Here is a 22927-nt window from a genome sequence, read left to right as displayed (position 1 = left end):
GCAAAGCCCTCCATCTGGAGGGCTTTTTTTGTGGCTCTTGTTCGCGTCAAGGGGGCCGGGGGCCCACCTCACCGCTCACTGCGCTGCCTGACATCGATACCCAGCGCCGCAAGCTCCCCGGCCGTCAGCTCGGCCTGGGCCTGAACATGCGAAGTGGCCATGGCCGCCACACGCCTGCCGGCCTTCGCAGGCACTGCCGTCCTGCCCTTGCCCTTGCCAGCCCCACCAAGATCGCGCAGGAGGAAATGGGACAAGGCGGGAATCAGGATCAGCGCACCGACCATGTTGCCCAGGAACATGAAGGTCAGCAGGATGCCCATGTCGGCCTGGAACTTGATGGGCGACCAGACCCAGGTGACCACGCCGGCCGCCAAAGTCATGCCCACCAGGGCCACCACCCGCCCGGTAAAGCGCAAGGCGTAGCGGTAGGCGTCGGCCAGGCTGTGACCGGCCTTCTGTTGCTGCAACTGCACGCTCACCAGGTACAGGGCGTAGTCCACGCCGATGCCCACGCCCAGGGTGATGGCCGGCAGGGTCGCGACCTTCATTCCGATGCCCAGCGCCACCATCAGCGCCTCGCACAACACGGTGCTGATGAACAGCGGCAGCACCGCGATGAAGGTCGCCCGCCAGTTGCGGAAGGCCACGAAGCAGAGCAGCGTCACGGCGCCGTAGAGGGCCAGGAGCATCTTGCCGTTGGCGGTCTTGACGACGATGTTGGTGACCGCCTCGATCCCGGCGCTGCCCGCCGCCAGGAGGAAGTGGCGGTTGTCGTCGTCATGGGCGCGGGCGAAGGCCTCGGCGGCCGCCACCACCCGCTCCAGGGTGTCGGCCTTGTGGTCCTGCAGGTAGGCGACCACCGGCGTCACCGAACAGGTGCGGTCCACCAGTTCCGCCTTGTCGACCTGCACCTGTTCGATCGCCGAGTTGAGGTTGCTGGCATTCCTGGGGATCGACATCCATTTCGGGCTGCCTTCGTTCTGCCCGGCGAACACCATGCGCACCGAGTCGGCGGCCGAGACCGTCATCTGCACCCCCGGCACCTGGCGCAGCAGGTTGCTCAGGCGATCGGCCTCGACCAGGGAGGGATAGGCCAGGCAGCCGCCCTCGCGGGTCTTCATCATCACCACGAACAGGTCGCTGGACAGCGCGTAGTGACCGGTGAGGTAGGCAACATCGCGGTTGTAGCGCGAGTCGCTGCGCAGCTCCGGGGCGCCGGCATCTAGATCGCCGATCTTCACATGGGTGCTGGCCACAACGCCGCCCAGGGTGAAGACGGCTGCCACCAGCAGCGCCGCAGTGGCCCGGCCGCGACCGGTGAAGCTGGCGAAGAAGGCCCAGAGCGGCCCGGCCGCCTCGCCCCGTTCCTCGGCGATGCTGCGCCGGGCGGCCCGGGCACTGACGCCGACGTAGGACAGCGAGACCGGTACCAGCACCAGGATGGTGAAGATCAGGATGCCGACGCCGATGGACATGCTCACGGCCATTTCCTTGATGACCGGGATGTCGATGATGATCAGCACCGCGAAGCCCACCACGTTGGCCAGCAAGGCGGTGATGCCGGCGCGGAACAGACGGCGGAAGGTGTAGCGGGCAGCGACGTACTTGTGCGTGCCGCGCCCGACGTCCTGCATGATCCCGTTCATCTTCTGCGCGCCGTGGGACAGGCCGATGGCGAAGATCAGGAACGGCACCAGGATCAGGTAAGGGTCCAGAACGTAGCCGATCAGGCGCAGGATGCCCAGCAGCCAGATCACCCCGAGGGTCGCGTAGAACACCAGCAGCAGCGTGCTGCGCAGGCAACGGGTGTAGAGGAAGACGAACAGCGCGGCGATGACGGCCGCGATGGCGAAGAACTCGGCGACCTGCCACAGGCCGTCGATCAGGTCGCCCACCAGCTTGGCGAAGCCGACGATATGGATCTTGATCTTCGGCGTTTCCAGGGCGCGGATGGTGCTTTCCAGTTGATGGGAGAAGGCCTGGTAGTCCAGGGGCTCCCCGGTGTCCTGGTTGCTGTCCATCAGTGGCACGACGATCAGGCTGGACTTGAAGTCCGAGGCGACGAAGTTGCCGACGATGCCGGCCTGGAGAATGTTGTTGCGCAGCGCCTCCATCGCCGCCGGCGAGCCATCGAACGGATCGGGCATCACCGGCCCGCCGCGATAGCCCTCCTCGGTGACCTCGGTCCAGCGCAGGCTGGAGGTCCACAGGCTGCGCAGCGCCGAGCGGTCGACGCCGGGCATGAGGAACAGGGCGTCGTTGGCCTTCTGCAGCACCTCCAGCGCGTCCTTGTCGAAGATGCTGCCCTGGGTGTTTTCCACCACCACCCGCACCGCGTTGCCCATGCCGCGCAGGGCGTCCTTGTTGGCGAAGTAGTTCTGAATGTAGGGATGGGACTGCGGGATCATCTTCTCGAAGCTGGCGTTGACCGGCAGCCTGGCGGCCTGCCAGGCCCAGAAGAAGGTGCTCGCCAGGCAGACGAGGAGGATCGCCAGGCGATGGTTGAAGATAAAGCGCTCGAGCCAGATGCCGCTGTTTCGATCAAAGTCCCTGGGATCGCGAATGACCTGCATGTCACGCTGTTCACCGGCTGGAATAGCCATAAATGTCTTCTCGATTATTGTTGTTCAGCCGACATCGCGCGGCGCCGCCGCGCTCGCTGCCGTTACCGCGCCGGGGCGACCTGCACGCCTGCCATGCCGACGATCGCCACCCGCGTGCCCGCCACCGGGCTGAGGCCGGCGAACAGGTACGGGGTCACCGCGCCGAGGGGCGTGAAGCTCCTGCCCTGGTCTGCGCTGCGCAGCACGGCTCCGGCCTGGCTGGCCAGCAGTACGTCACCGTTGTCCTCCATTACCCCGGCGACCAGTCCGGCGCCATGCCCGGTGTCGACCCGCGCCCACGACTGGCCACCATCGGTGGAGCGGTAGGCCGTGCCCCTGAGCCCATGGGCCAGGAGAAACCGGGCGTTGCCGACCAGGCCGAAGAAGCTCCCGGTGTAGCCGGTGGCGAGGGCCACGAAACGCTGCTGCGCGCGGTCCAGCTTGAACACCGTGCCTTGCTCGCTGGCGATGTACAGCTCGCCACCGATACCGATGACCGCGTTGAGATGGAAACTGTTGGGGTTGTCGATCTTCTCGATCCAGGACACCCAGCTCTTGCCGCCGTCGGTGGTCGCCAGCAGGGTGCCGAACGCCCCGACGGCATAGCCGTCCCGTTCGTTGTCGAACCAGACGCCGAGGAAAGGCAGCTCGGGACCGTTGCCGAAATTCAGGTTGACCAGTTCCAGGTACTGACTGGCGCGCTCGTCGCCGGCGTCCGCCAGCGCCTGGAAGTGCGCGGTCAGCTGGCCCAGCAACTGGCGGCCGTCGAGTTGCTTGCTCCAGCTTTCGCCACCATCGGCGCTGTGCAGGATCACCCCGTCATGGCCTGCGGCCCAGCCCTGCAACGCGGACGGAAACTGCACGCTGACCAGGTCGGAACTGACCGGCACCCTGGCCTGGCGCCACTGCTGCCCAGCGTCGTCGGAGAGCAGGATGACGCCGCGGGCGCCCACGGCCACCAGCCGGTCGCCCGCCTGGGTGATGGCGGTCAGTTGCGAACGGGCCGCGAGCGGGGATGCTTCGGCGGGGGCGTCGATCGGATCGACATAGGGTTGCGCCACGGCCGTCGCCAGCGGCAGCAGGACCGCCAGCGCCATGGCGGTCAGGGTAATACGCGACATGTACACCTCCTCACCTGTGGAGCGAAGGGGCAGGCGCCCGCGAGCCTCCAGGCGGAGACCCGGCGGGCCCCGCCATGCCTTAGCGAATGCCCGAGCCGGCCATCGCCGACGGCGACAGGAGGTTCGGCGAGAACGGCGGGACCGCGAACCATCCGCTGCGGGTTTCGAACGGCAGCGAGGCCAGCGCGTAGCTGCGCTTGGAGTGGTCGTACACCAGCACGCCTTCGCTGCGCATCATCGGCACGTCGTCATAGCCGACGAACAGCACGAAGTTCTGCGAATGGTGCAGCTTGCCGGCGGCGTCGTACGAGTTGTACATCGTCATGTTCCAGCTGTCTTCGTCGAAGTAGAAGCGCTTGGTCGGGTTGGTATGGCGCTGCCCGACCTTGAGCTTGGCTTCCACCACCCAGACCCGGTGCAGTTCCCAGCGCACATGATCGGGGTTGACGAAGCCCGGCTTCACCAGCTCGTCCAGCTTCGCCGAGGCGGTGCGCCAGGTGTTGTAGGGCACGAACATTTCCTGCTTGCCGACCAGCTTGAAATCGAAGCGGTCCTGCTTGCCATCGAAGCCGGTGATCTCGTCGAAGGTGATGAGCCCGCCGTATTGCGCCGACACCGTGTCGTACTTGAACTCCGGTGCCAGGCGCACGCGCCGCTGGCCGGGCGAATAGGACCAGGCGCTGTCGCTCTTGCTGTCCAGGCGCAGGGGGGTGTAGCGCAGGTCCTTGGAACCGGACTTGGCGGCCGGGGCCTTGTTGTTGTTGAGCAGGCGGTTGGCGTATTCGGAGCTGGTCTTCGAGGAATCCCAGTACTCGTGCTCGTAGTACACGGTCGAATCGGTGACCAGGGTCTTCTCGCCGGCGCTGTCGATCAGGTAGGTGGCGAAGTTGCCGGATTCATAGGGCCTGAAGAAGCGCACGACGAAGTTCCACATGGCTTCGTTGCCGGTCTTGGGAATGGGAAACGGCACTTGCGCATGGGCATCGGCCAGCCCGGTGCCCTCGCCTTCGAGGCGCGGCTTGCCGATGTTGTTGACGGTGTTGTCGTGGGCGAACCGGGGCAGTGGCGGTGCGCTGCGGTGCGTGGGGTAGATGTCCAGCCGGTAGTCCGGGTACTGGCTCAGGAGCGCCTTGTTGCCGTCGTCCAGCTTGTCGGCGTATTGCGCCATGTTCTTCGCGGTGATGGAAAACAGCGGCTTGTCGGCGGCATACGGATCGACGTAGGGGAAGCCGCCGCCCGCCTGCCTGGGCGAGTAGCCGGCCGGCGGCTTGGTCAGCGCCTTGGCCGGGTCATAGGCCGGAATGCTGCCATCGGCGTTGCCGGCGATGGTCGCGCCGAACTCGGTCAGCGTGCTGCCGATCTGCCGGGCATCGTCGGCGCTGGCGGCAAAACCCTGTGCCGCCATGGCATAGGAAACGGCAATGGAAAGCAGGTATTTCTTGTAGTTCATTGTTTTCACCCTGGCATTCATGCGATTTGGGATAACTCAGAAGGCGGTCTTCAGGCTCAACGACAACCAACCGTGGTCGTTCTGCCACCAGGTGCCACCGCCGGTGACCCCCTGGCCGCCGGTCGCGCCGGTGGTGTTGTGGTTCGGCGACCAGCTGTCGTTCCAGGCCAGCTTCACGGTGTGGGTCTGGTAGATGTCCGCCTGCACGCCGAACGAATAGCTGACCTGCCCTTCGGCACCGATCAGGCCGCCGGTGGCGGCGTTGCCCTGTACGCCCCATGAGAGGAACACTGGCGCGCTGAAGTCGACGCCCGGCAGGACCTGGAGCCAGCGCGGCGTGAAGTTGGTGGAGAGGACCGTGGAATTGCGCGTCGCACACCCCCAGGACCCGTCGCCCGAGCCCGGCACGCCGCTGCTGTCGGCGCACAGCGGCGAGTTGCCGTTCTTGATGGGGAAGTTGTTGCCGCCCAGGGGCGTGAAGGTGCCGCCCATGCTCGTGCCGAACGCCGGATCGTAGGTGACCTTGTCCAGATGCTGGAAGGCCAGTTCCGCAGCGATCTCGCCTGCGTCCCAGAATGCCGTCTGCGGCAGCAGCTTCACCGCATTGAGGACGATGCCGTAGACATCGCCACGGGGTGCGTTTTGCGAGTCGAAACCGATCACCGCCGGCCCGGCCTGCTGCAGGCGCCCGGTGATGGTGGTGTAGAGCTGGGCATTCTTGCGGTAGGTCAGTTCCAGGCCCCAGTTGACGCTGGCGATGTTCTGCTCCATGGCGAAGCCGAACAGCTGGTTCCTGCGCGGGTTGTAGACACGGTCGAGCAGGCCGTCCTCGGCCACGGCGAAGGGGTTGGGGGTTTTCTCGCGGAACTCGCGGTACACCAGGCTCATGTTGCCGCCGTCCATGAAATCGGGTTGCCATTTGGCCATGACGCCCCAGTCATGCTGCCCGCTGCCGGGCTTGTTGCGGGTCTGGCCGATGGCCGGGCCATCCGCGCCGTAGAAGGCTGGCGCGGCATATTCGAAGAAGGTGCCGCCTTCGGGGTAGCGATCGCGGCGCCATTCCAGGGAGTACTGCCAGGCCAGGGAGAACTGCGGATTGAGCTGCACGGTGCCGGTGAACTGGGTCTGCGGCAGGAACAGTTCCTTGGCTTCGAGGCCCGGGCTGTAGGCGGCCTTCTGCAGGTCCAGGGCGGCCTGGCTGTAGGCGATGGAAGCTTGCTTGGACTGCGGGAACAGCGAGTTGCCCCAGTAGATGTTGTGCCGCCCGAACTTCAGCGAGGTGGTCGTGGCGCCGACATCGAAGGTACCGAAGACGAAGGCGTCGAGCAGCTCGGCGTAGGGTCCGCTGGTGTAGTTGCGGGTGTAGTCGGAGAACTTGCCGTTCTTGAAGAACGTCTGGGAGATGGCGTTGCCCGTGGTCGGATCGTCCACGCCACCATCGTAGGTGGGGTCGTACCAGGCCGCGGCGCTGGCGCGCAAACCGTAGTTGTCGTGGAAGATAAGGTCGAACTCGGACAGCACGTCGAGCCGGTTGACCACCACGTCGCCCTTGTCGAAGCGGTTGTTGCCCAGCGCCACGCTGTTGTTGTTCGGATCGGCCGTGCCCCCCGGGCCCATCTTCAGGCGAGCGTCGGTGTGCTCCCCGCGGATGCCCATGTTGTAGCGCACGGTGGTGTCCAGGCGACTCTGGATATCGGGGTTGCCGAAGTCCAGGTTGACTGCCTGGGCGTTGCCCGCGACGGCGGCGACCGCAACGGCCAGCAAGGAAGCCTGGACGTGCAAGCGCCCGGGCGAGGTGAAACGAGGCTGAGGAAAGCGATGCATCATTATTGTTGTTCTCCATCTCTTGAGCCAGGCCGGTCAAAGCCCTGCAGCGCCTCACGGCAGCAGCTGCGCAGGTCTTGCCGGGCGTTGCGAACACCAGGTTCGAACCTCAGTCGCTCAGCACAAATGAACGACGTTCACATATTTGTACACGATACAAATCTTGTCAATCACCGATCACGCCGCAGGGCTGCTGCTAGCGCTCGTACAGAATGCTTTCACTGACCTCGCGCCAGTCGTCCAGCTGTTCGCTGGTGGTCTGCAGTACCGACTTGAAGGCATTCCAGGCGCTGGGGTGGATCGGCAGGTGCAAGGGCGCGCGCTCGGCATCGACGGCGGCGATGATCGCCAGCGCAGCCTTGTCCGGATCGCCATCCTGGCGCCCGTCCATCTTCGCCAGGCCGCCGCGCACGGCGCCGGCGGTCTGCTGGTAATCCTCGATGACCCGGGCGGAGCGGACGATGGCATTGCCCGAAGCCCAGCGCGTGCGCAGCGCGCCCGGTTCGACGTTGGTAACGCGGATGCCCAGCTCGCCCGCCTCGGCCGCCAGCGCCGCGCCCAGGCCTTCGAGGGCGAACTTCGAGGCGCTGTAGATCGGCATGCCGGGAATGCCCATGAACCCGGCCATCGAGGTGATGTTCACCACATGGCCCCAGCGCTGGGCACGCATGCCCGGCAACACCGCCTGGGTTGCCGCCAGGGCGCCGAAGAAGTTGGTTTCCATCTGCTCGCGCGCCTCGTGCTCGCTGACTTCCTCCAGCGCCCCCGCAAGCCCGTATCCGGCGTTGTTCACCAGCACATCGATGCCACCCAGGCGTCGCGCGGCCTCGCCGACCTTTTCCAGGACACCGGCGAAATCGCGCAGGTCCAGCACCAGGGCGTGCGCACGACCTGGCGCCAGGGCCTCGAAATCAGCGGTCTGCTCAGGCTTGCGCAACGTGCCGACGACAGTGTCGCCACGGGCCAGGACGGCCTTGGCAAGCGCCTCGCCCAGACCGCTGGACACACCGGTGATCAACCATTTCCGCAGCGCAGCAGGCATCGGGTAGCTCCTTTTTCTTGTAGGGGATGAACGCGCGTTAGCGGCCGCCAACATACACATAAAGGAACGACATTCACAATACCACCAATCAAAAGCATGGACACATAAAGAAACGTCGTTCAATAATCCGCACCCAATAACAACAATGCGCACGCCGTCCCGACGCCAGGACCGATGCGCGCGGACCCTCGAACACAGGCATCCACACCATGCGTTCTCTCTCGATCAGAACCAAACTCGCCATTACCGCCCTCTTCTCCTCGCTGATGCTGTTGCTGGTGGGGGCAAGCGGCTGGCATGGCGTCCAGCAACTGGGCCGGCAGCTGGACCTGCTCGGCAACCAGCGCGCCCCGGCGGTGGAACACTTGCTGAGCCTGCGCCTGGGCCAGCTGACCACGGTGAACGCCACCCGCGAGATGATTTCCTGGAACCTCGATCCGTTCGAGAACATCGTCGACAAGACGCCCATTCTCGAAGAGGCGCGGGACTTCTACACCTCGGTCGGCGAGGACAAGCAGCGCTCCGAAGCCCGCACCCAAGCAGCCTTCGACGCCTACTCGGCGCTACCCAAGAGCGCCGAGGAAGACGCCGCCTGGCAGGAGTTGCAGCAGGAATGGTCGAACTTCCTCGACACCAACAGCCAGATCAACGCGGTGCTCGAACAACTGCGCGAGACCCACGACTGGGGGCGCCTGCGCCAGGGCATGAGCCAGATCATCGGCCTTGACCGCACGTCCCAGGGGGCGCTCAACACCCTCGGCGGGCAGCTCGATCGGCTGATCGAGATGAACAAGGTCGCCGCCGCGCAGGCAAGGCTGCAAGGCATCGAGCAGCAGCAACGCGCGCAATGGCTGATCGCAAGCATCTTCGGCCTGGCCCTGGCCGGCCTGCTGGTGTCGGCCTGGCTGATCGCCCGGGGCATCGTCGGGGCACTCCAGGAAATGCGCCAGACCATCGTCGCCGTCGCCCGCGACAACGACTTCACCCTGCGCGCCGGGGTGCGCGGCCACGACGAGGTCGGCCAGACCACTGCGGCCTTCAACAGCCTGCTGGACAAACTCCAGCAGGCCCTGGGCAGCGTCCTGGGCAATGCCGAACAGCTCGGTGAAATGGCCGAGCACGCCCGCCAGGCGTCGCAGCGGGTCCACGACTCGTCGATCAACCAGAACGAAGCGGCCACGGTCATCGCCGCCGCGATCGAGCAGATGAGCGCCAGCATCGGTCATATCAGCAGCAACACCGAGGATGCCCGGGAGCGCGCGCACGACGCCGGCGACAGCGCCGCCCAGGGCACCCGGATCATTGCCCGCAACAACGATGAAATGGATGCGATTTCCACCACCGTGGAAAGCGCCCAGGCCTTGATCGAGGCCTTGGGCGAGCACTCCAACCGCATCTCCCTGGTCATGCAGGTGATCAAGGAAGTGGCCGATCAAACCAACCTGCTGGCGCTCAATGCCGCCATCGAGGCCGCCCGTGCCGGCGACCTGGGGCGCGGTTTCGCGGTGGTGGCCGACGAAGTCCGGCAACTGGCCGCCCGCACCAGCGGTTCCTCGGAAGAAATCGCCGGCCGGGTCACGGCCATGCAGACCGCCGCCGCCGATGCCATGGCCGGCATGCACCGCGTCAGCGCCCAGGTCGGCAACGGCAAGGCCCTTTCCGGGCAGGCCTCCGAGCGCATGGACACGATCCGCAGCACCTCGTTGCAGGTGGCAGAGGCCGTCGGCCTGATCGCCACGGCGATCAGCCAGCAGAATGCGGCGGCGCAGGACATGGCGCAGCGCATCGAGACCGTGGCGAACATGAGCGAAACCAACCGCGCGGCCGCAGAGCAGACGTCGGGTGTCTCCACCGACCTGAGCTCGCTCGCGCAACGCCTGCGGGAAGAAGTCGGGCAGTTCCGGATCTGACCCCAGGCCACAGGACCCAAGAACGGCGGGAGCAGCACATGATCGACTCCGACGAGTTTCCCCAGGTGGCACCGAACGCGGCCTATGGCGCCGGCTGCTTCCGCCGGCGCATTCGCCTGCAGGGCAGCCCGGGTGCGGTCGAGGTGGAAATGGAGGATGACTACCATGCCTTTCGCCTGCGCATCGGGCATGACGGCCAGCACTTGCAGGCCGTCAGCGCCCGCAGCCTGCGGGTGCCCACCGACGCCTGCCCGGAAGCCCCGGCGCTGCTGCAGGCCTTCCTCGGGATCGGGATCGGCTGCGATCGCCGGCGCTTTCGCGGCCACGCCAATCCGCGCCTGCACTGCACGCACCTGCATGACCTGCTCTGGCTGGCCCTGAACCATGCCTGTCGCGGCACGACCACGCGGCAATACGATGTCGAGATCGGCGATGCCCAGGGCGGCGTCAGCCAGCTCGTCGTCCGGCTCGATGGCCAGCCGCTGCTGCACTGGGCGGGACGCGACGCGGTGCTGGTCGCTCCGGCCGAATATCAGGGGCACCCGCTTGGCGAGGGATTCTCCCGCTGGGTGGCCGAGGCCCTGGTGGGGGATGCCCTGGAGGGCGCCTATGTCCTGCAAATCTGTGCGCTGATCGCGACCGCGCGGCGCTTCGATGTCGATCAGTTGCGCAGCCTGCGCCGCGATCCGGTCAAGGCATTGCGCGGCGCCTGCCATGCCTTCCAGCCGGAAGCGGCCGCCCGCGCCATACCGCGGATCGGCAACACCCGGGACTTCAGCCAGGTGCCGGAAGAGCTGTTGCTGTTCCGTCAATGACAGCGCCGGGGCAGCGAGCCGCCCCGGCACCGGGTTCAGACGATGCCGCGCTCGCGCAGGGCCTGGATGCGCAGGCTATCCATCCCCAGCAACTCGCCCAGCACGCTCTCGGTATGCGCGCCCTGGACCGGCGGCGCGTCGTAGCGGTCGATGGGCGTGGCCGAGAACTTCACCGGGTTGGCCACCAGCTTGACCTTACCGTCGGCGGCCAGCGGATGACGGCTTTCCACGCACATGCCGCGGGCCTGGACGTGCGGGTCGGCGAACACCTGCTGCATGTCGTTGATCGGCCCCGCCGGAACCCCTGCCGCATCCAGCGCCGCGAGCAGGTCATGGAGTTTCCAGGCCGCCACCAGCGGCTCGAAGACCTCACCCAGGACCCGCCGGTTGACCACCCGCAGGGCAATCTCGGCAAAGCGCTCGTCGGTGGCCAGCTCGGGGTGACCCAGCACCGCGCAGAAGCGTGCGTACTGCTCGTTGTTGCCGGCGACGATCATGATGCCGCCGTCGGCGCACTGGAACATCCGCGACGGCATGCCGCCGTTGCCCTCGGTGCCACGGCGCACCGGAACGTCCCCGGACACCAGGTACTGGCTGGCGTAGTGCGAAGTCGAGGCGATCAGCGCGTCGAGCAGGGCCACGTCGATATGCTGGCCCGGCGCGCCATTGACGTCACGGGCGTACAGCGCCGCCTGGATGGCATAGGCGGCGTACTGGCCGGCGAGGATATCGGCCAGGCTCGGCCCGGTCTTCATCGGACCACCGCCGGCGACATCGTCGGGCAGGCCGGTGATGCTCATCAGGCCGCCCATGGCCTGGAAGATCGAGTCATAGCCGGGACGCGGCGCATAGGGCCCGGTCTGGCCGAAACCGGTCAGCGAGCAGTAGACCAGGCGCGGGTTGACCTCGCGCAGGCTGGCGTAATCCAGGCCATAGCGCTGCAGGTCGCCGACCTTGTAGTTCTCCAGCAGCACGTCGCACTGCGCCACCAGATCGCGGATCAGCGCCTGGCCCTCGGGCTTGGCGATGTCGCAGGTGATCGACTTCTTGTTGCGGTTGGTACTGATATAGAAGGACGACTCGCGGGTGTCGCGGCCCTCCTCATCCTTGAGGAAGGGCGGACCGAACTGACGGGAATCGTCGCCCTTGCCCGGGCGCTCGACCTTGATCACTTCGGCGCCCAGGTCGGCGAGCATTTGCGCGGCCCAGGGGCCGGCGAGGATGCGGCTCATGTCGAGCACGCGGATGTTATGCAGGGGGCCTTTAGCCATCTTGTTATCTGCTCCTGGACTCAACGGCCGACGAAGCGCGCGGTGCGCTTCTCGATGAAGGATTGCACCCCTTCCTTGGCGTCCTCGGTGTTGTAGAGGAATTTCTGCGTCGACTGGATCTTCGAATACGCCGTCAGCCAGCCCTGCCCCAAGGACAGGCGAGCGTTCTCGCGGGTCGCCTGGACCGCCAGCGGCGCCTGGGCGGCGATCTTCAGCGCGTACTCCATGGCCTTGTCGAATTCGGTGCCGGCGGGTACGACTTCCTGAACGAAGTTCAGACGATACGCTTCTTCGGCGCTGAATTCATCGCCCGTCAGCAGGATCTTCATGGCGTTGCCCCACCCGGCGCGCTCGACCATGCGGATGGTCGCCCCGCAACCGGCCATGATCCCGCGCTTGACCTCCAGCTGGGAGAACCGGCAGTTGTCGGCGGCCACCGCGATGTCCGAAGCCAGCATCAGCTCGACGGCGACGGTGAAGCAGATGCCCTGCAGGGCGATCACCACGGGCTTCTTGCGCAGCGGCTCGCGCAGGTTGAACGGGTCGGCTTCGTTGGCGGGGAACAGCGGCTTGCCGGCCTGGCGCAGCGGCACGATCTTCGGCATGTCCAGCCCGGCGGTGAAGTGATCCCCGGCCGCGTAGAGCAGGCCGCAGAACAGCTCCGGCGACTCTTCCAGGCGGGTGAAGGCCTTGGCCAGTTCCTCGAACATCTTCGGCGTGAAGCCATTGCGCTTTTCCGGCCGGTCGACGCAGATCAGCAGGATCTGCCCTTCCTGGCGCGTGGTGACTTGTCCATCCGGATCACGGGTTTCACTCATTCTGAAAGCTCCCTTGGCATCGAGCCAATCGCATATCGGTGGCCCCGTCACCTGGTGCGCAGGTGCAAGAAGCCGATTGACAGCCCAACAGGGCGTATTCAGAATGCTAAACGTCGTTCAAGATATTAACAATAGGCGAAAACGCCAAGGGGTCCACTGAATGCCGTCCAGCGCACAGACTACCTCGCTCCTGCAGGCGACCTCCAGCCGTCCACCGTTGAGCTATCCGTTGTTCCGGGCGGTGTGGTGTGCCGCGCTGACTGCCAATGTGTGCGTGTGGATGCAGAACGTCGCGGCGGCCTGGTTGATGGTCGCGTTCGACCCGGCACCGCTGATGGTGGCCCTGGTGCAGACCGCCATCGCCCTGCCCGCCTTCCTCTTCGGGCTCCCGGCCGGCGTCTACGCCGACCTGCTCGACCGGCGGCGCATGCTGGTCCTGACCCACGCCTGGATGCTGGCGGCCACGGTGGCGCTCTACCTGCTGCAGTTGAGCGACAACCTGGGCCCCCTGAGCCTGCTGGCGCTGACCTTCCTGCTGGGGACTGGCAGCGCGGTCAGCGTGCCGGCGTGGCAAGCCTCGACCTCCGATGCGGTGCCGCGCGAAGTCCTCGGCGCGGCGATCAATCTCAACGCCATCGCCTACAACGCCGCCCGTGCGGTTGGCCCGGCCCTGGCCGGGGCCGTCATCGCCACCCTCGGGGTCAACTGGGTGTTCGCCCTGAACATCGCCCTTTTGCTGCTGGTGCTGCTGATCTTCATCGTGCTCTATCGCCCCGAGGCCCTGCCGCCGGCCCCGCCCGAACCCTTGCTGTCGGCCATGCGCAGCGGCGTTCGCTATGTCCGCCATGCGCGCCAGTTGCACGCGCAGATGCTCCGGACCCTGGCGTTCATCAGCTGTGCCAGCGGCCTCTGGGCCCTGCTGCCCCTGGTCGGCCACGACGGCATGGCCGGTGGCTACGGCCTGCTGCTCGGCAGCCTGGGCGCGGGTGCCGTGGCCGGTGGCCTGCTGCTCAACCGCCTGCGCCCCTACATCCGTGACTACGGTCACCTGGCGACCGGCGCCACCCTGGTGTTCGTCGCCGGCATGCTGATCGCCGCCTGGGTGCCCAGCGCCTACCTGGTCAGCCCGGCCCTGGTCCTCGCCGGCGCCGCCTGGATCAGCTTCAACTCCACCACCAGCGCCGCGTTCCAGACCGCCCTGCCGGCCTGGGTCCGGGCGCGGGCGCTGGCCATCTTCATGCTCAGCTTCCAGGGCTCGATGGCCGTGGGTGGCGTGCTCTGGGGCTTTATCGCCAACGGGCTGGGGGTGTCCTGGACCCTGACGCTGGCCGCGGGACTGATCGTCTTCGGCCTGTTCTGCACCCGCCACCACGCCCTGCGCATGGGCAATGAAGCCGAGGTCACGCCGTCGGCGCAGCAGTGGGACCTGGATCTGTCCGCCGGCCACGAGCCCGACGCCAAGGACGGGCCGATCGCCGTGCAGATCATCTACCAGGTCGCCGACGAGCACCGCGACGCGTTCTGCGGCGCACTGCAACGCCTGGGCAGCACCCGCCGCCGGGATGGCGCCAGCCATTGGCTGCTGTACCGCGACCTGTCCCGCCCCGACCAGTTCAGCGAACGCTTCATCGTCGCCTCCTGGGGCGAATTCCTGCGCCAGCGCGAACGCAGCACCCTCGCCGACCGCGACCAAGAAGACCACATAAGGCAGTTCCTCAAGGCCGATTCGAGCCCCGCGATCTCGCACTTCCTGGTGATCGCGCAAACCGCCTCCACACCGTGATGAATGCCGCCCCTGAAGTGGCAAAGGAGTCCCTAGTTGTCTGATCGTGAGTACATGGAATTCGACGTCGTCATCGTCGGCGCCGGCCCTGCCGGCCTGTCCGCCGCCTGCCGGCTCAAGCAGAAGGCCGCCGAGGACGGGCGGGAAATCAGCGTATGCGTGGTCGAGAAGGGCTCCGAAGTGGGCGCCCATATCCTGTCCGGCGCGGTGTTCGAGCCGCGCGCGCTGAACGAACTGTTTCCCGACTGGAAGGCCCTCGGCGCCCCGCTGAACACGCCGGTGACCGGGGATGACATCTATTTCCTCAAGGACCAGGAACGGGCCGTCAAGGTCCCGGGGTTCCTGGTGCCCAGGACCATGCACAACGAGGGCAACTACATCATTTCCCTGGGCAACCTGTGCCGCTGGCTGGCGCAGCAGGCCGAGGCCCTGGGCGTCGAGATCTACCCGGGGTTCGCCGCGCAGGAGGCGCTGATCGACGAGCGAGGGGCGGTCTGCGGGATTCTCACCGGCGACCTCGGCGTCGACCGCGACGGCCAGCCGAAGGACGGCTACTACACCCCCGGCATGGAACTGCGGGCCCGCTACACCCTGTTCGCCGAGGGCTGCCGCGGCCATATCGGCAAGCAGCTGATTGCCCACTACCAGCTCGACCGTGACGCGGACGCCCAGCACTACGGCATCGGCATCAAGGAAATCTGGGACATCGAACCTTCCCGCCATCGCCCCGGGCTGGTGGTGCACACCGCCGGCTGGCCGCTATCGACCCTGGGCAACGAGAACACCGGGGGCTCGTTCCTCTATCACCTGGAGAACAACCAGGTGGTGGTCGGCCTGATCGTCGACCTGTCGTACCGCAACCCGCACCTGTCGCCGTTCGACGAGTTCCAGCGCTACAAGCACCACCCGCAGGTCAGCCAGTACCTGGCAGGCGGCAAGCGCGTGGCCTACGGTGCCCGCGCCATCTGCAAGGGCGGCTACAACGCGCTGCCGAAGATGGTGTTCCCCGGCGGGGCGTTGATCGGCTGCGACCTGGGCACGCTGAATTTCGCCAAGATCAAGGGCAGCCACACCGCCATGAAGTCCGGCATGCTGGCGGCCGAGGCCGTCGCCCAGGCCCTGGCCGCCGGGCGCGAGGGTGGCGACGAGCTCGACGGCTATGTCGAGGCCTTCAAGGCCAGTTGGCTGCACGACGAACTATTCCGCAGTCGCAACTTCGGCGCGGCGATCCACAAGTTCGGCGCGGTGATCGGTGGCGGCCTCAACTGGCTCGACCAGAACGTCTTCGCCGGCAAGGCGCCGTTCACCCTGCGCGACAACACCCCCGACCACGCCAGCCTGAAGAAGGCCAGCGACGCCGCGCGCATCGACTACCCCAAGCCCGACGGCAAGCTCAGCTTCGACAAGCTGTCCTCGGTGTTCCTCTCCAGTACCAACCACGAGGAGGACCAGCCGGTCCACCTCCGGCTCCGCGACCCGGACCTGCCGATCAGCCACAACCTGCCGCTGTACGACGAACCCGCGCAGCGCTACTGCCCCGCCGGTGTGTACGAGGTGGTGGGCGACGCGGGTTCGGGCCAGCGCCTGCAGATCAATGCGCAGAACTGCGTGCACTGCAAGACCTGCGACATCAAGGATCCGGCGCAGAACATCACCTGGGTCGCCCCTGAAGGCAGCGGCGGCCCGAACTATCCCAACATGTAATCGACCGGGGCGCCTTTTGGCGCCCGACGAGGAGCGCGGCACATGACCTTCGACACCCTGATCCTGGAAAGACACGACAACGTTGCCCTGGTCCGGCTCAACCGGCCGGAAGCCTACAACGCCCTCAACGACCGCCTGATGGACGAGCTGACCACGGTGCTGGACCAGCTCGAGGCGGACGATGGCATCGGCGCCATCGTGCTGGCGGGCAGCGACAAGGCCTTCGCGGCCGGCGCCGACATCAAGATGATGCGCGAGTGGGACATGATGGACGTCTTCAAGCGCCAGTTCATCACCGCCAACTGGGAGCGCACCGCGCGCTGCCGCAAGCCGGTGATCGCCGCGGTCAGCGGCCTGGCGCTGGGCGGTGGCTGCGAGCTGGCGCTGATGTGCGACCTGATCATCGCCGCCGACAACGCCCGTTTCGCCCTGCCGGAAATCACCCTGGCGACCATTCCAGGTGCCGGCGGCACCCAGCGCCTGACCCGGGCGGTGGGCAAGTCCAAGGCCATGGAAATGATCCTCGGCGCACGCCCCATGCTGGCCGAGGAAGCCGAGCGCTGCGGGCTGGCCAGCCGCGTCGTGCCCCTGGCCGAGCTGGTGCCGCAAGCCCTGGAGCTGGCCAGCCAGATCGCCGGCTTCTCCCAACCCGTGGTGGCCCTGGCCAAGGAATGCGTGAACCGTGCCTTCGAGAGCAGCCTGAGCGAAGGCATCCTTTACGAACGCCGCATGGCCTACGTCACCTTCGGCACCGAGGACCAGAGCGAAGGGCTGGCGGCCTTCGTGGAAAAACGCGCGCCCCAGTTCAAGCATCGCTGACAGCCGACGGAGCCTGCCATGTCGAACCACGATCCGGCCCCGATCAAGGCCATTCGCTACGCGGACTATCGCTTCGAAGTCCCCTTCCTCGACCACCTGGATGTCCTGGTGGAGGTGCACCCGGAAACACCGACCCTGGTGGTCGACCTGCAGCGTCATCACCTCAATGGCGGTGGCCAGGCCCACGGCGGCCTGATGATGACCTTGCTGGACATGGCCATGGCCGCGGCGACCCGGCCCCTGTGCAAGGAACCGGGCTTTTACGTCACCGTTGAAATGAAGAGCAACTTCCTGCGCCCCGGGGGCGGCACCGGTGGCCACCTGCGCGCGCGGGGCACGTTGCGCCACGCCAGCCGGACCCTGGCGTTCTGCGACGGCGAACTGCTCGACCAGGACGGACGGCTGATCGCCACCGCCAGCGGCACCTTCAAGTTCGTCCCGCGTGCCATGGGCGCCGATGCACCGGCTGGCGCCGCCCCCGGCGAGTCCCATCGATGACCGCGCACGCGCCCTCGCCACTGACCCCCGCGCAACTGCGCACCGTGGTCCTGGCCAACCCGTTCAATCGCTGGCTCGGGCTGGACGTGCAGCGGCTGGACGAGCGCGAGATCGAGCTGCGCGTGCCTGGCCGCGCCGAGTTCATCGGCACCCAGGCCCTGCAACGCGTGCACGGCGGGATCCTCGGCAGCCTGGTGGACACCGGCTGCGGCTATGCGGTGATGGCCGCTACCGGCCAGGGCGTGAGCACCGTCAACCTGCAGGTGGATTTCCACCGCGCCGCCAGCCTCGGCGAGCTGCGCGTGACCGGCCGCCTCCTGCACCGGGGCAGCCGGATCTGCAGCGCCGAAGCCTTCATCCATGACGCCGAGGGCCTGCTGGTCGCCAGCGGCCGCGGCACCTTGTACATCACCCGACACCGCCATCCGGCCCTGGCCGGTACCGACCAGCACCTGGAGACTCCCGATGCGTGACGCCTTGTTCAAGACCCGAATCACCGAAATGCTCGGGATTCGCCATCCCATCCTCTGCGGCGGCATGGGCCCGCGGGTATCCGAGGCCGAGTATGTCGCGGCGGTGGTCAATGCCGGCGGCATGGGTTTCATCGTCGCCGCCGGTTTTCCCGACCCGGACGAATTCCGCGAGCAGTTGCGCCGCTGCCGCCAGCTAACCGCCGGCAAGGGCTTCGGCGTCAACCTGTACATCTCCCGGCAGGCCGGCGGGGTCGAGCGGCTCAAGCAGCAGCTGGCGATCGTCGCCGAAGAAGGCGTGCTGTGCGTCGAGACCGCGGGGGCCAGCCCCGAGGCCGTGCTGCCGGTCCTGCGCGACGCCGGGATCAAGGTCCTGCACAAGGTGCCGGCGGTGCGCTATGCGCATACCGCGGCGCGACTGGGGGTCGACGCGGTCATCGTCGTCGGCAACGACTGCGGCGGCCACCCCGGCATCTACGGGATCGGCAGCATGGTCCAGGCCGCCCGGGCCCCGGAAGAGATCGCCCTGCCCATCGTCATCGGCGGCGGCATCGGCAGCGGGCGGCAACTGGCCGCGACCCTGGCGATGGGCGCGGACGCGGTGCTGATGGGCTCGCGCATGCTGGTTTCCCGCGAGCTGCAGATCCACCCGGACTACAAGGCACAGGTGGTGCGCGGCGACGGCAGCGAAAGCATCATCGTCAAGACCGGGCTGCGCGATCACCACCGGGTCCTCAACAACGACAGCGCCAAGGCGGTCGCGGCCCTCGATGCCGCCGGCGCCAGCGACTTCGAGCTCTATCGCCCGCACGTGGGCGGAGCGCTGGCGACCCAGGCCTACGCGAGCGGCGACAGCGCGCTGGGCATGCTCGACTACGGGCCTGCGGTGGTGTTCGCCGACGCCGTCAAGCCTGTGGAAGCGATCTTCGACGAAATGCTCGACGATGCCCGCCAGGCGCTGCAGCGCCTTGGCCAACTGAGCGGCCAGGCCTAGGTGCGCCGCCCATGAAGCTCTCGGGGATAGAGGTGCTGGACTTCTCCCAGTTCATGCCCGGGCCGACCCTGAGCGCAACCCTCGCGGACCACGGCGCGCGGGTCATCAAGGTCGAACCGCCGGCCGGCGATCCCGTGCGGCACGATCCTGCGGGGCCGGGGGATTTCCTCGCCGCCTGCAACCGCGGCAAGCAGAGCCTCTGCCTGGACCTCAAGCATCCGCAAGGACTGCGCGTGGCCCTGGCCCTGGCCGCTCGCGCCGACGTGGTCGTGGAATCGTTCCGCCCCGGGGTAGCCGAGCGACTTGGCCTGGGCTACGCAGCGCTGGCCGCGCTCAATCCACGCCTGGTGTACTGCTCGCTGACGGCCTTCGGCCAGACCGGTCCGCTGCGCGACCTTGGCGGGCATGACAGCGTGGTCCAGGCGCTGGGCGGTTCGCTGCCAAGGGCCGCCGATGGCACCCCGATCACCGGGGGCGTGCCCGTCTCGGCGCTGGTCGGCTCGCTGACGGGCCTCGCGGCGATCCTCATGGCCCTGTTGCGCGCAAGGGACAGCGGGGTCGGCGACTACCTCGATATCGCCCTGCACGACAGCCTGCTCAATGCCCGGCCCTATGCCCTGCGCCGGGCGCTTGGCCAGACGCACGACACCGCGATGCCTGCCCAGGAAGACCTGGCCATGCTCGGCGCCTATCGCTGCGCCGATGGCCAATGGCTCTGCCTGGGCGGTCGCGAGCTGCATTTCTGCCGTCGACTGTTCACGCCACTGGAACGGGCCGACCTGATTCCCTGCGCCGTGGGACCTGCAGGCCGAGGCCAGCAGGTCGTACGCGATTTCCTCGAGCGCACCTTTGCCAGCGACAGCCGCGAACACTGGTTGGGCTGGCTAGATGCTCACCAGGTCAGTGCGGCGCCGGTACTGGATCTGGGCCAGGCGCTGCGACACCCGCACGTGCAGGCCCGGGCGATGTTGCTCGAGGACGAGCAAGGCGCCACGCATTACGCCGGCGCCCTCAGGTTCCGCAACGAACCCTGCATCCCCGATCTCCATGTTCCGCGCCTGGGAGAGCACAACGACCTGCTCCTCGCGGAACTGGGCCTGGACGCGGACGCCCGTGACGCCCTGTACCAGTCAGGCGCGCTGGTCCGTGCCCCTGAAGAGGACGACGTGCGCGGCCACCCGCCCCTCGGGCGGTGACGGCATCGCCTCGACGAAACGAACATCGCCCCCACTGAAGAACGCACCCATGACCATGCTCCTGACTCAAAGCAACCTGGACCTGAGCGCCCTGATCCGCCCGGGCGACACCGTGATGTGGGGACAGGCCAACGCCGAACCGCTGCCGCTGACCCAGGCACTGGTGGAGCAGCGCCATGCCCTGGGTCGCCTGCGCCTCATGCTGGGCATCCCGAACAGCGACAGTTGCCGCCCGGAATACGCCGACAGCCTGGATTTCATCTCCTACTGCGGCAGCGGCGCCAACCGCCAGCTGGCCAAGGCCGGTGTATTGGAGATCCTGCCCTGCCACTACTCCGAGCTGCCGCGCATGATCCGCAGCGGCGCCCTGCGCATCGACGTACTGATGCTCCAGCTCGCCCCGGACGACGAACACGGCCGCTACAGCCTCGGCCTGGCCCACGAATACCTGCTACCCGCCTTGGAAACCGCGCGGGTGGTCATCGCCGAGGTCAACCAGGCCTGCCCCTGGACCTTCGGCGAGCGCTACCTCTACGAGGAAGACCTCGACGCGATCCTGCATACCGAGCGGGCGCCGCTACAAACCCCGGCGGTCGATCCCGGCCCGGTGGAACGCAGCATCGCCGAGCGGGTGGCCGGCCTGGTCGAGGACGGCTCGACACTGCAACTGGGCATTGGCGCGATCCCCGAGGCGGTGGTCCAGGCACTGGCCGACCACCGCGACCTGGGGGTGCATTCCGGCACCATCGGCGATGGCGTTGCCGCGCTGATCGAACGGGGCGTCATCACCAACTCGCGCAAGACCCAGGACGCCGGGGTGACGGTCGCCGGGGTGCTCATGGGCAGCAGCTCGCTGCACCGCTTCGCCCACCGCAACTGGCTGATCCAGATGCGCTCCACCGACTACACCCATCACCCGCAGGTGCTCGCGGCCCACGACCGCCTGGTGGCGATCAATTCGGCCATCGAAGTGGACCTCACCGGCCAGATCAACGCCGAAAGCGTCGCGGGCAACTATGTCGGCGCCCTGGGCGGTGCGGTGGACTTCCTGCGCGGCGCGCACCGCTCGCGGGGCGGCCTGCCGATCATCGCCCTGCCCTCCAGCGCCGGCCAGAACAGCCGGATCGTCAGCCACCTGAACGGCCCGGTCAGCACGCCCCGGTGCGATGCCGGGCTGATCGTCACCGAATTCGGCGTCGCCGACCTGCGTGGCCTGAGTCTCAGGCAGCGGGCCCGCCGCATGATCGAAATCGCCCACCCCCAGTTCCGCGAACAGCTGGAACAAGCAGCCGCCGGCCTTTGAGCCGGCCCGTTGGAGAGACACCATGAGAAGAGCAGCAATAGTCGCCCCCCTGCGCACCCCGGTCGGTACCTTTGGCGGCAGCCTGCGCAGCATCGCCGTCGAGGACCTCGGCGCCCAGGTCGTCAATGCGGTGCTGCAACGCAGCGGCCTCGATCCTGCGCGCATCGACGACATCGTCTTCGCCCAGTCCTATGCCAACAGCGAAACCCCCTGCGTGGGCCGCTGGATCGGCATGCAGGCCGGGCTTCCGGTCACGGTCCCCGGCATGCAGCTGGACCGCCGCTGCGGCGGTGGCCTGCAAGCGGTGCTCAGCGCAGCGATGATGGTGCAGACCGGCGCCGCCGACGTGGTCGTCGCCGGCGGCGTGGAAAGCATGAGCAACATCGAGTACTACACCACCGACATGCGCTGGGGCTCGCGCTCCGGCAGCGTCACCCTGCACGACCGCCTGGAACGTGGCCGCGAACGCTCCCAGCCCGAAGCTCGCTTCGGCCACATCTCCGGCATGATCGAGACCGCGGAGAACCTGGCGCAGGACCATGGGATCTCCCGGGCCGACGCCGACGCCTTCGCCCTGCGCAGTCACCAGCGCGCGGCCCAGGCCTGGGCCGACGGTCGTTTCGACGCCGAGGTGGTACCGGTCAGCGTGCCGCAGCGCAAGGGCGAGCCGCTGCTGTTCAGCCGTGACGAAGGCATTCGTGCCGATGCCAGCCTGGAAAGCCTGGGCAAGTTGCGCTCGCTGCTGCCGGGCGGCACCGTCACCGCCGGCAACGCCAGCCAGCAGAACGATGCCGCGGCCGCCTGCCTGATCGTCGCCGAGGACAAGCTGGCCGAACTGGGCCTGGAGCCCATGGGCTTCCTGGTCGGCTGGGCGGCGGCCGGCTGCGAGCCATCGCGGATGGGCATCGGCCCGGTGCCCGCCGTGCAGCGGCTGCTGGCCAGGACCGGGTTGAAGCTTGAGCAGATGGACCTGATGGAAATCAACGAGGCGTTCGCCTGCCAGGTGCTGGCGGTGTTGAAGGGGCTGGAATGGCAGGACACCGAGCGGCTCAATGTCAACGGGTCCGGCATTTCCCTCGGCCACCCGATCGGCACCACCGGCGTGCGCATGCTGACCACGATGCTGCATGAGTTGCAGCGACGCCAGGGGCGCTATGGTTTGGAAACCATGTGCATTGGGGGTGGACAGGGCCTGGCTGCGATCTTCGAGCGCGGTTGAGACGAGGCCCGGTGCGCCGGGCTTTTTTTGGGTGCGCCAGGCATGGCGCGTTGCGCGCAAGCGCAACCCGCTTGGCTGTGGTGGCCG

At 67.3% G+C, this 22927-nt stretch carries 18 protein-coding genes; 11 read left to right on the top strand and 7 right to left on the bottom strand.

Annotated features, from left to right (window positions below):
- Positions 1 to 68: 68 nt before the first annotated feature.
- The 5 genes from IAE33_RS13800 to IAE33_RS13780 all read right to left on the bottom strand — a co-directional run bounded on the left by IAE33_RS13800 (position 69) and on the right by IAE33_RS13780 (position 8040).
- Complete coding sequence (locus IAE33_RS13800) at positions 69 to 2603, bottom strand: efflux RND transporter permease subunit (protein WP_201163899.1); 2535 nt, start codon at positions 2601 to 2603, stop codon at positions 69 to 71.
- A gap of 62 nt (positions 2604 to 2665) precedes the next feature.
- On the bottom strand, positions 2666 to 3724 hold the full coding sequence (locus tag IAE33_RS13795) for a WD40/YVTN/BNR-like repeat-containing protein (protein ID WP_201163898.1): 1059 nt from the start codon (positions 3722 to 3724) through the stop codon (positions 2666 to 2668).
- 79 nt (positions 3725 to 3803) lie between these two features.
- Positions 3804 to 5174: a DUF1329 domain-containing protein gene (locus IAE33_RS13790; protein WP_201163897.1), complete on the bottom strand. Its 1371-nt coding sequence runs from the start codon at positions 5172 to 5174 to the stop codon at positions 3804 to 3806.
- 36 nt (positions 5175 to 5210) lie between these two features.
- Positions 5211 to 7001 (bottom strand): DUF1302 domain-containing protein, encoded by a 1791-nt coding sequence (locus IAE33_RS13785; protein ID WP_201163896.1) that lies wholly within the window; start codon positions 6999 to 7001, stop codon positions 5211 to 5213.
- Between the two features lie 193 nt (positions 7002 to 7194).
- Positions 7195 to 8040 carry an oxidoreductase gene (locus IAE33_RS13780; RefSeq protein WP_201163895.1) on the bottom strand — a complete coding sequence of 282 codons (846 nt, stop codon included), beginning with the start codon at positions 8038 to 8040 and terminating at the stop codon, positions 7195 to 7197.
- 209 nt (positions 8041 to 8249) lie between these two features.
- On the opposite strand from IAE33_RS13780, the gene IAE33_RS13775 reads away from it, so the two are divergent.
- The gene (locus IAE33_RS13775; RefSeq protein ID WP_201163894.1) at positions 8250 to 9950 is read left to right on the top strand and encodes a HAMP domain-containing methyl-accepting chemotaxis protein; all 1701 of its coding nucleotides are present in this window, start codon (positions 8250 to 8252) and stop codon (positions 9948 to 9950) included.
- Positions 9951 to 9988: 38 nt separating this feature from the next.
- Positions 9989 to 10765: a DUF2889 domain-containing protein gene (locus tag IAE33_RS13770; protein ID WP_201163893.1), complete on the top strand. Its 777-nt coding sequence runs from the start codon at positions 9989 to 9991 to the stop codon at positions 10763 to 10765.
- Between the two features lie 35 nt (positions 10766 to 10800).
- Here IAE33_RS13770 and IAE33_RS13765 read toward each other — a convergent pair whose 3' ends face one another.
- Both IAE33_RS13765 and IAE33_RS13760 read right to left on the bottom strand, forming a co-directional pair.
- Positions 10801 to 12036, bottom strand: coding sequence for a CaiB/BaiF CoA transferase family protein (locus tag IAE33_RS13765; RefSeq protein WP_201163892.1), 1236 nt, complete (start codon positions 12034 to 12036; stop codon positions 10801 to 10803).
- Positions 12037 to 12056: 20 nt separating this feature from the next.
- Entirely contained in the window at positions 12057 to 12854 is a 798-nt protein-coding gene (locus tag IAE33_RS13760) for a crotonase/enoyl-CoA hydratase family protein (RefSeq protein ID WP_201163891.1), read from the bottom strand.
- Between the two features lie 160 nt (positions 12855 to 13014).
- Here IAE33_RS13760 and IAE33_RS13755 point away from each other — a divergent pair, with 160 nt between their 5' ends.
- Genes IAE33_RS13755 through IAE33_RS13715 form a run of 9 tightly spaced genes read left to right on the top strand, consistent with a single transcriptional unit; the run spans position 13015 to position 22840 of the window.
- Positions 13015 to 14637, top strand: a complete 1623-nt coding sequence (locus tag IAE33_RS13755; protein ID WP_236406492.1) for an MFS transporter — start codon at positions 13015 to 13017, stop codon at positions 14635 to 14637.
- 54 nt (positions 14638 to 14691) lie between these two features.
- Entirely contained in the window at positions 14692 to 16341 is a 1650-nt protein-coding gene (locus IAE33_RS13750; RefSeq protein WP_201163889.1) for an electron transfer flavoprotein-ubiquinone oxidoreductase, read from the top strand.
- A 42-nt stretch (positions 16342 to 16383) separates the two neighbouring features.
- Positions 16384 to 17160 carry an enoyl-CoA hydratase gene (locus IAE33_RS13745; protein WP_201163888.1) on the top strand — a complete coding sequence of 259 codons (777 nt, stop codon included), beginning with the start codon at positions 16384 to 16386 and terminating at the stop codon, positions 17158 to 17160.
- 18 nt (positions 17161 to 17178) lie between these two features.
- Positions 17179 to 17658: a PaaI family thioesterase gene (locus IAE33_RS13740; RefSeq protein ID WP_201163887.1), complete on the top strand. Its 480-nt coding sequence runs from the start codon at positions 17179 to 17181 to the stop codon at positions 17656 to 17658.
- Entirely contained in the window at positions 17655 to 18131 is a 477-nt protein-coding gene (locus IAE33_RS13735) for a PaaI family thioesterase (RefSeq protein WP_201163886.1), read from the top strand. Before IAE33_RS13740 ends, IAE33_RS13735 begins: the two co-directional genes overlap by 4 nt.
- Positions 18124 to 19122, top strand: coding sequence for an NAD(P)H-dependent flavin oxidoreductase (locus IAE33_RS13730; protein ID WP_201163885.1), 999 nt, complete (start codon positions 18124 to 18126; stop codon positions 19120 to 19122). Before IAE33_RS13735 ends, IAE33_RS13730 begins: the two co-directional genes overlap by 8 nt.
- An 11-nt stretch (positions 19123 to 19133) precedes the next feature.
- On the top strand, positions 19134 to 20318 hold the full coding sequence (locus IAE33_RS13725; protein WP_201163884.1) for a CaiB/BaiF CoA transferase family protein: 1185 nt from the start codon (positions 19134 to 19136) through the stop codon (positions 20316 to 20318).
- 49 nt (positions 20319 to 20367) lie between these two features.
- Positions 20368 to 21621: an acetyl-CoA hydrolase/transferase family protein gene (locus IAE33_RS13720; protein ID WP_236406490.1), complete on the top strand. Its 1254-nt coding sequence runs from the start codon at positions 20368 to 20370 to the stop codon at positions 21619 to 21621.
- Between the two features lie 22 nt (positions 21622 to 21643).
- On the top strand, positions 21644 to 22840 hold the full coding sequence (locus IAE33_RS13715) for an acetyl-CoA C-acetyltransferase (RefSeq protein ID WP_201163883.1): 1197 nt from the start codon (positions 21644 to 21646) through the stop codon (positions 22838 to 22840).
- Positions 22841 to 22927 lie beyond the last annotated feature (87 nt).

The organism is Pseudomonas sp. S60 (assembly GCF_016647865.1).
In the GTDB taxonomy this organism is placed as follows: domain Bacteria; phylum Pseudomonadota; class Gammaproteobacteria; order Pseudomonadales; family Pseudomonadaceae; genus Aquipseudomonas; species Aquipseudomonas parafulva.
Note: the sequence above shows the minus strand (reverse complement) of the source record. Positions and strands in the feature narration are given on the sequence as shown.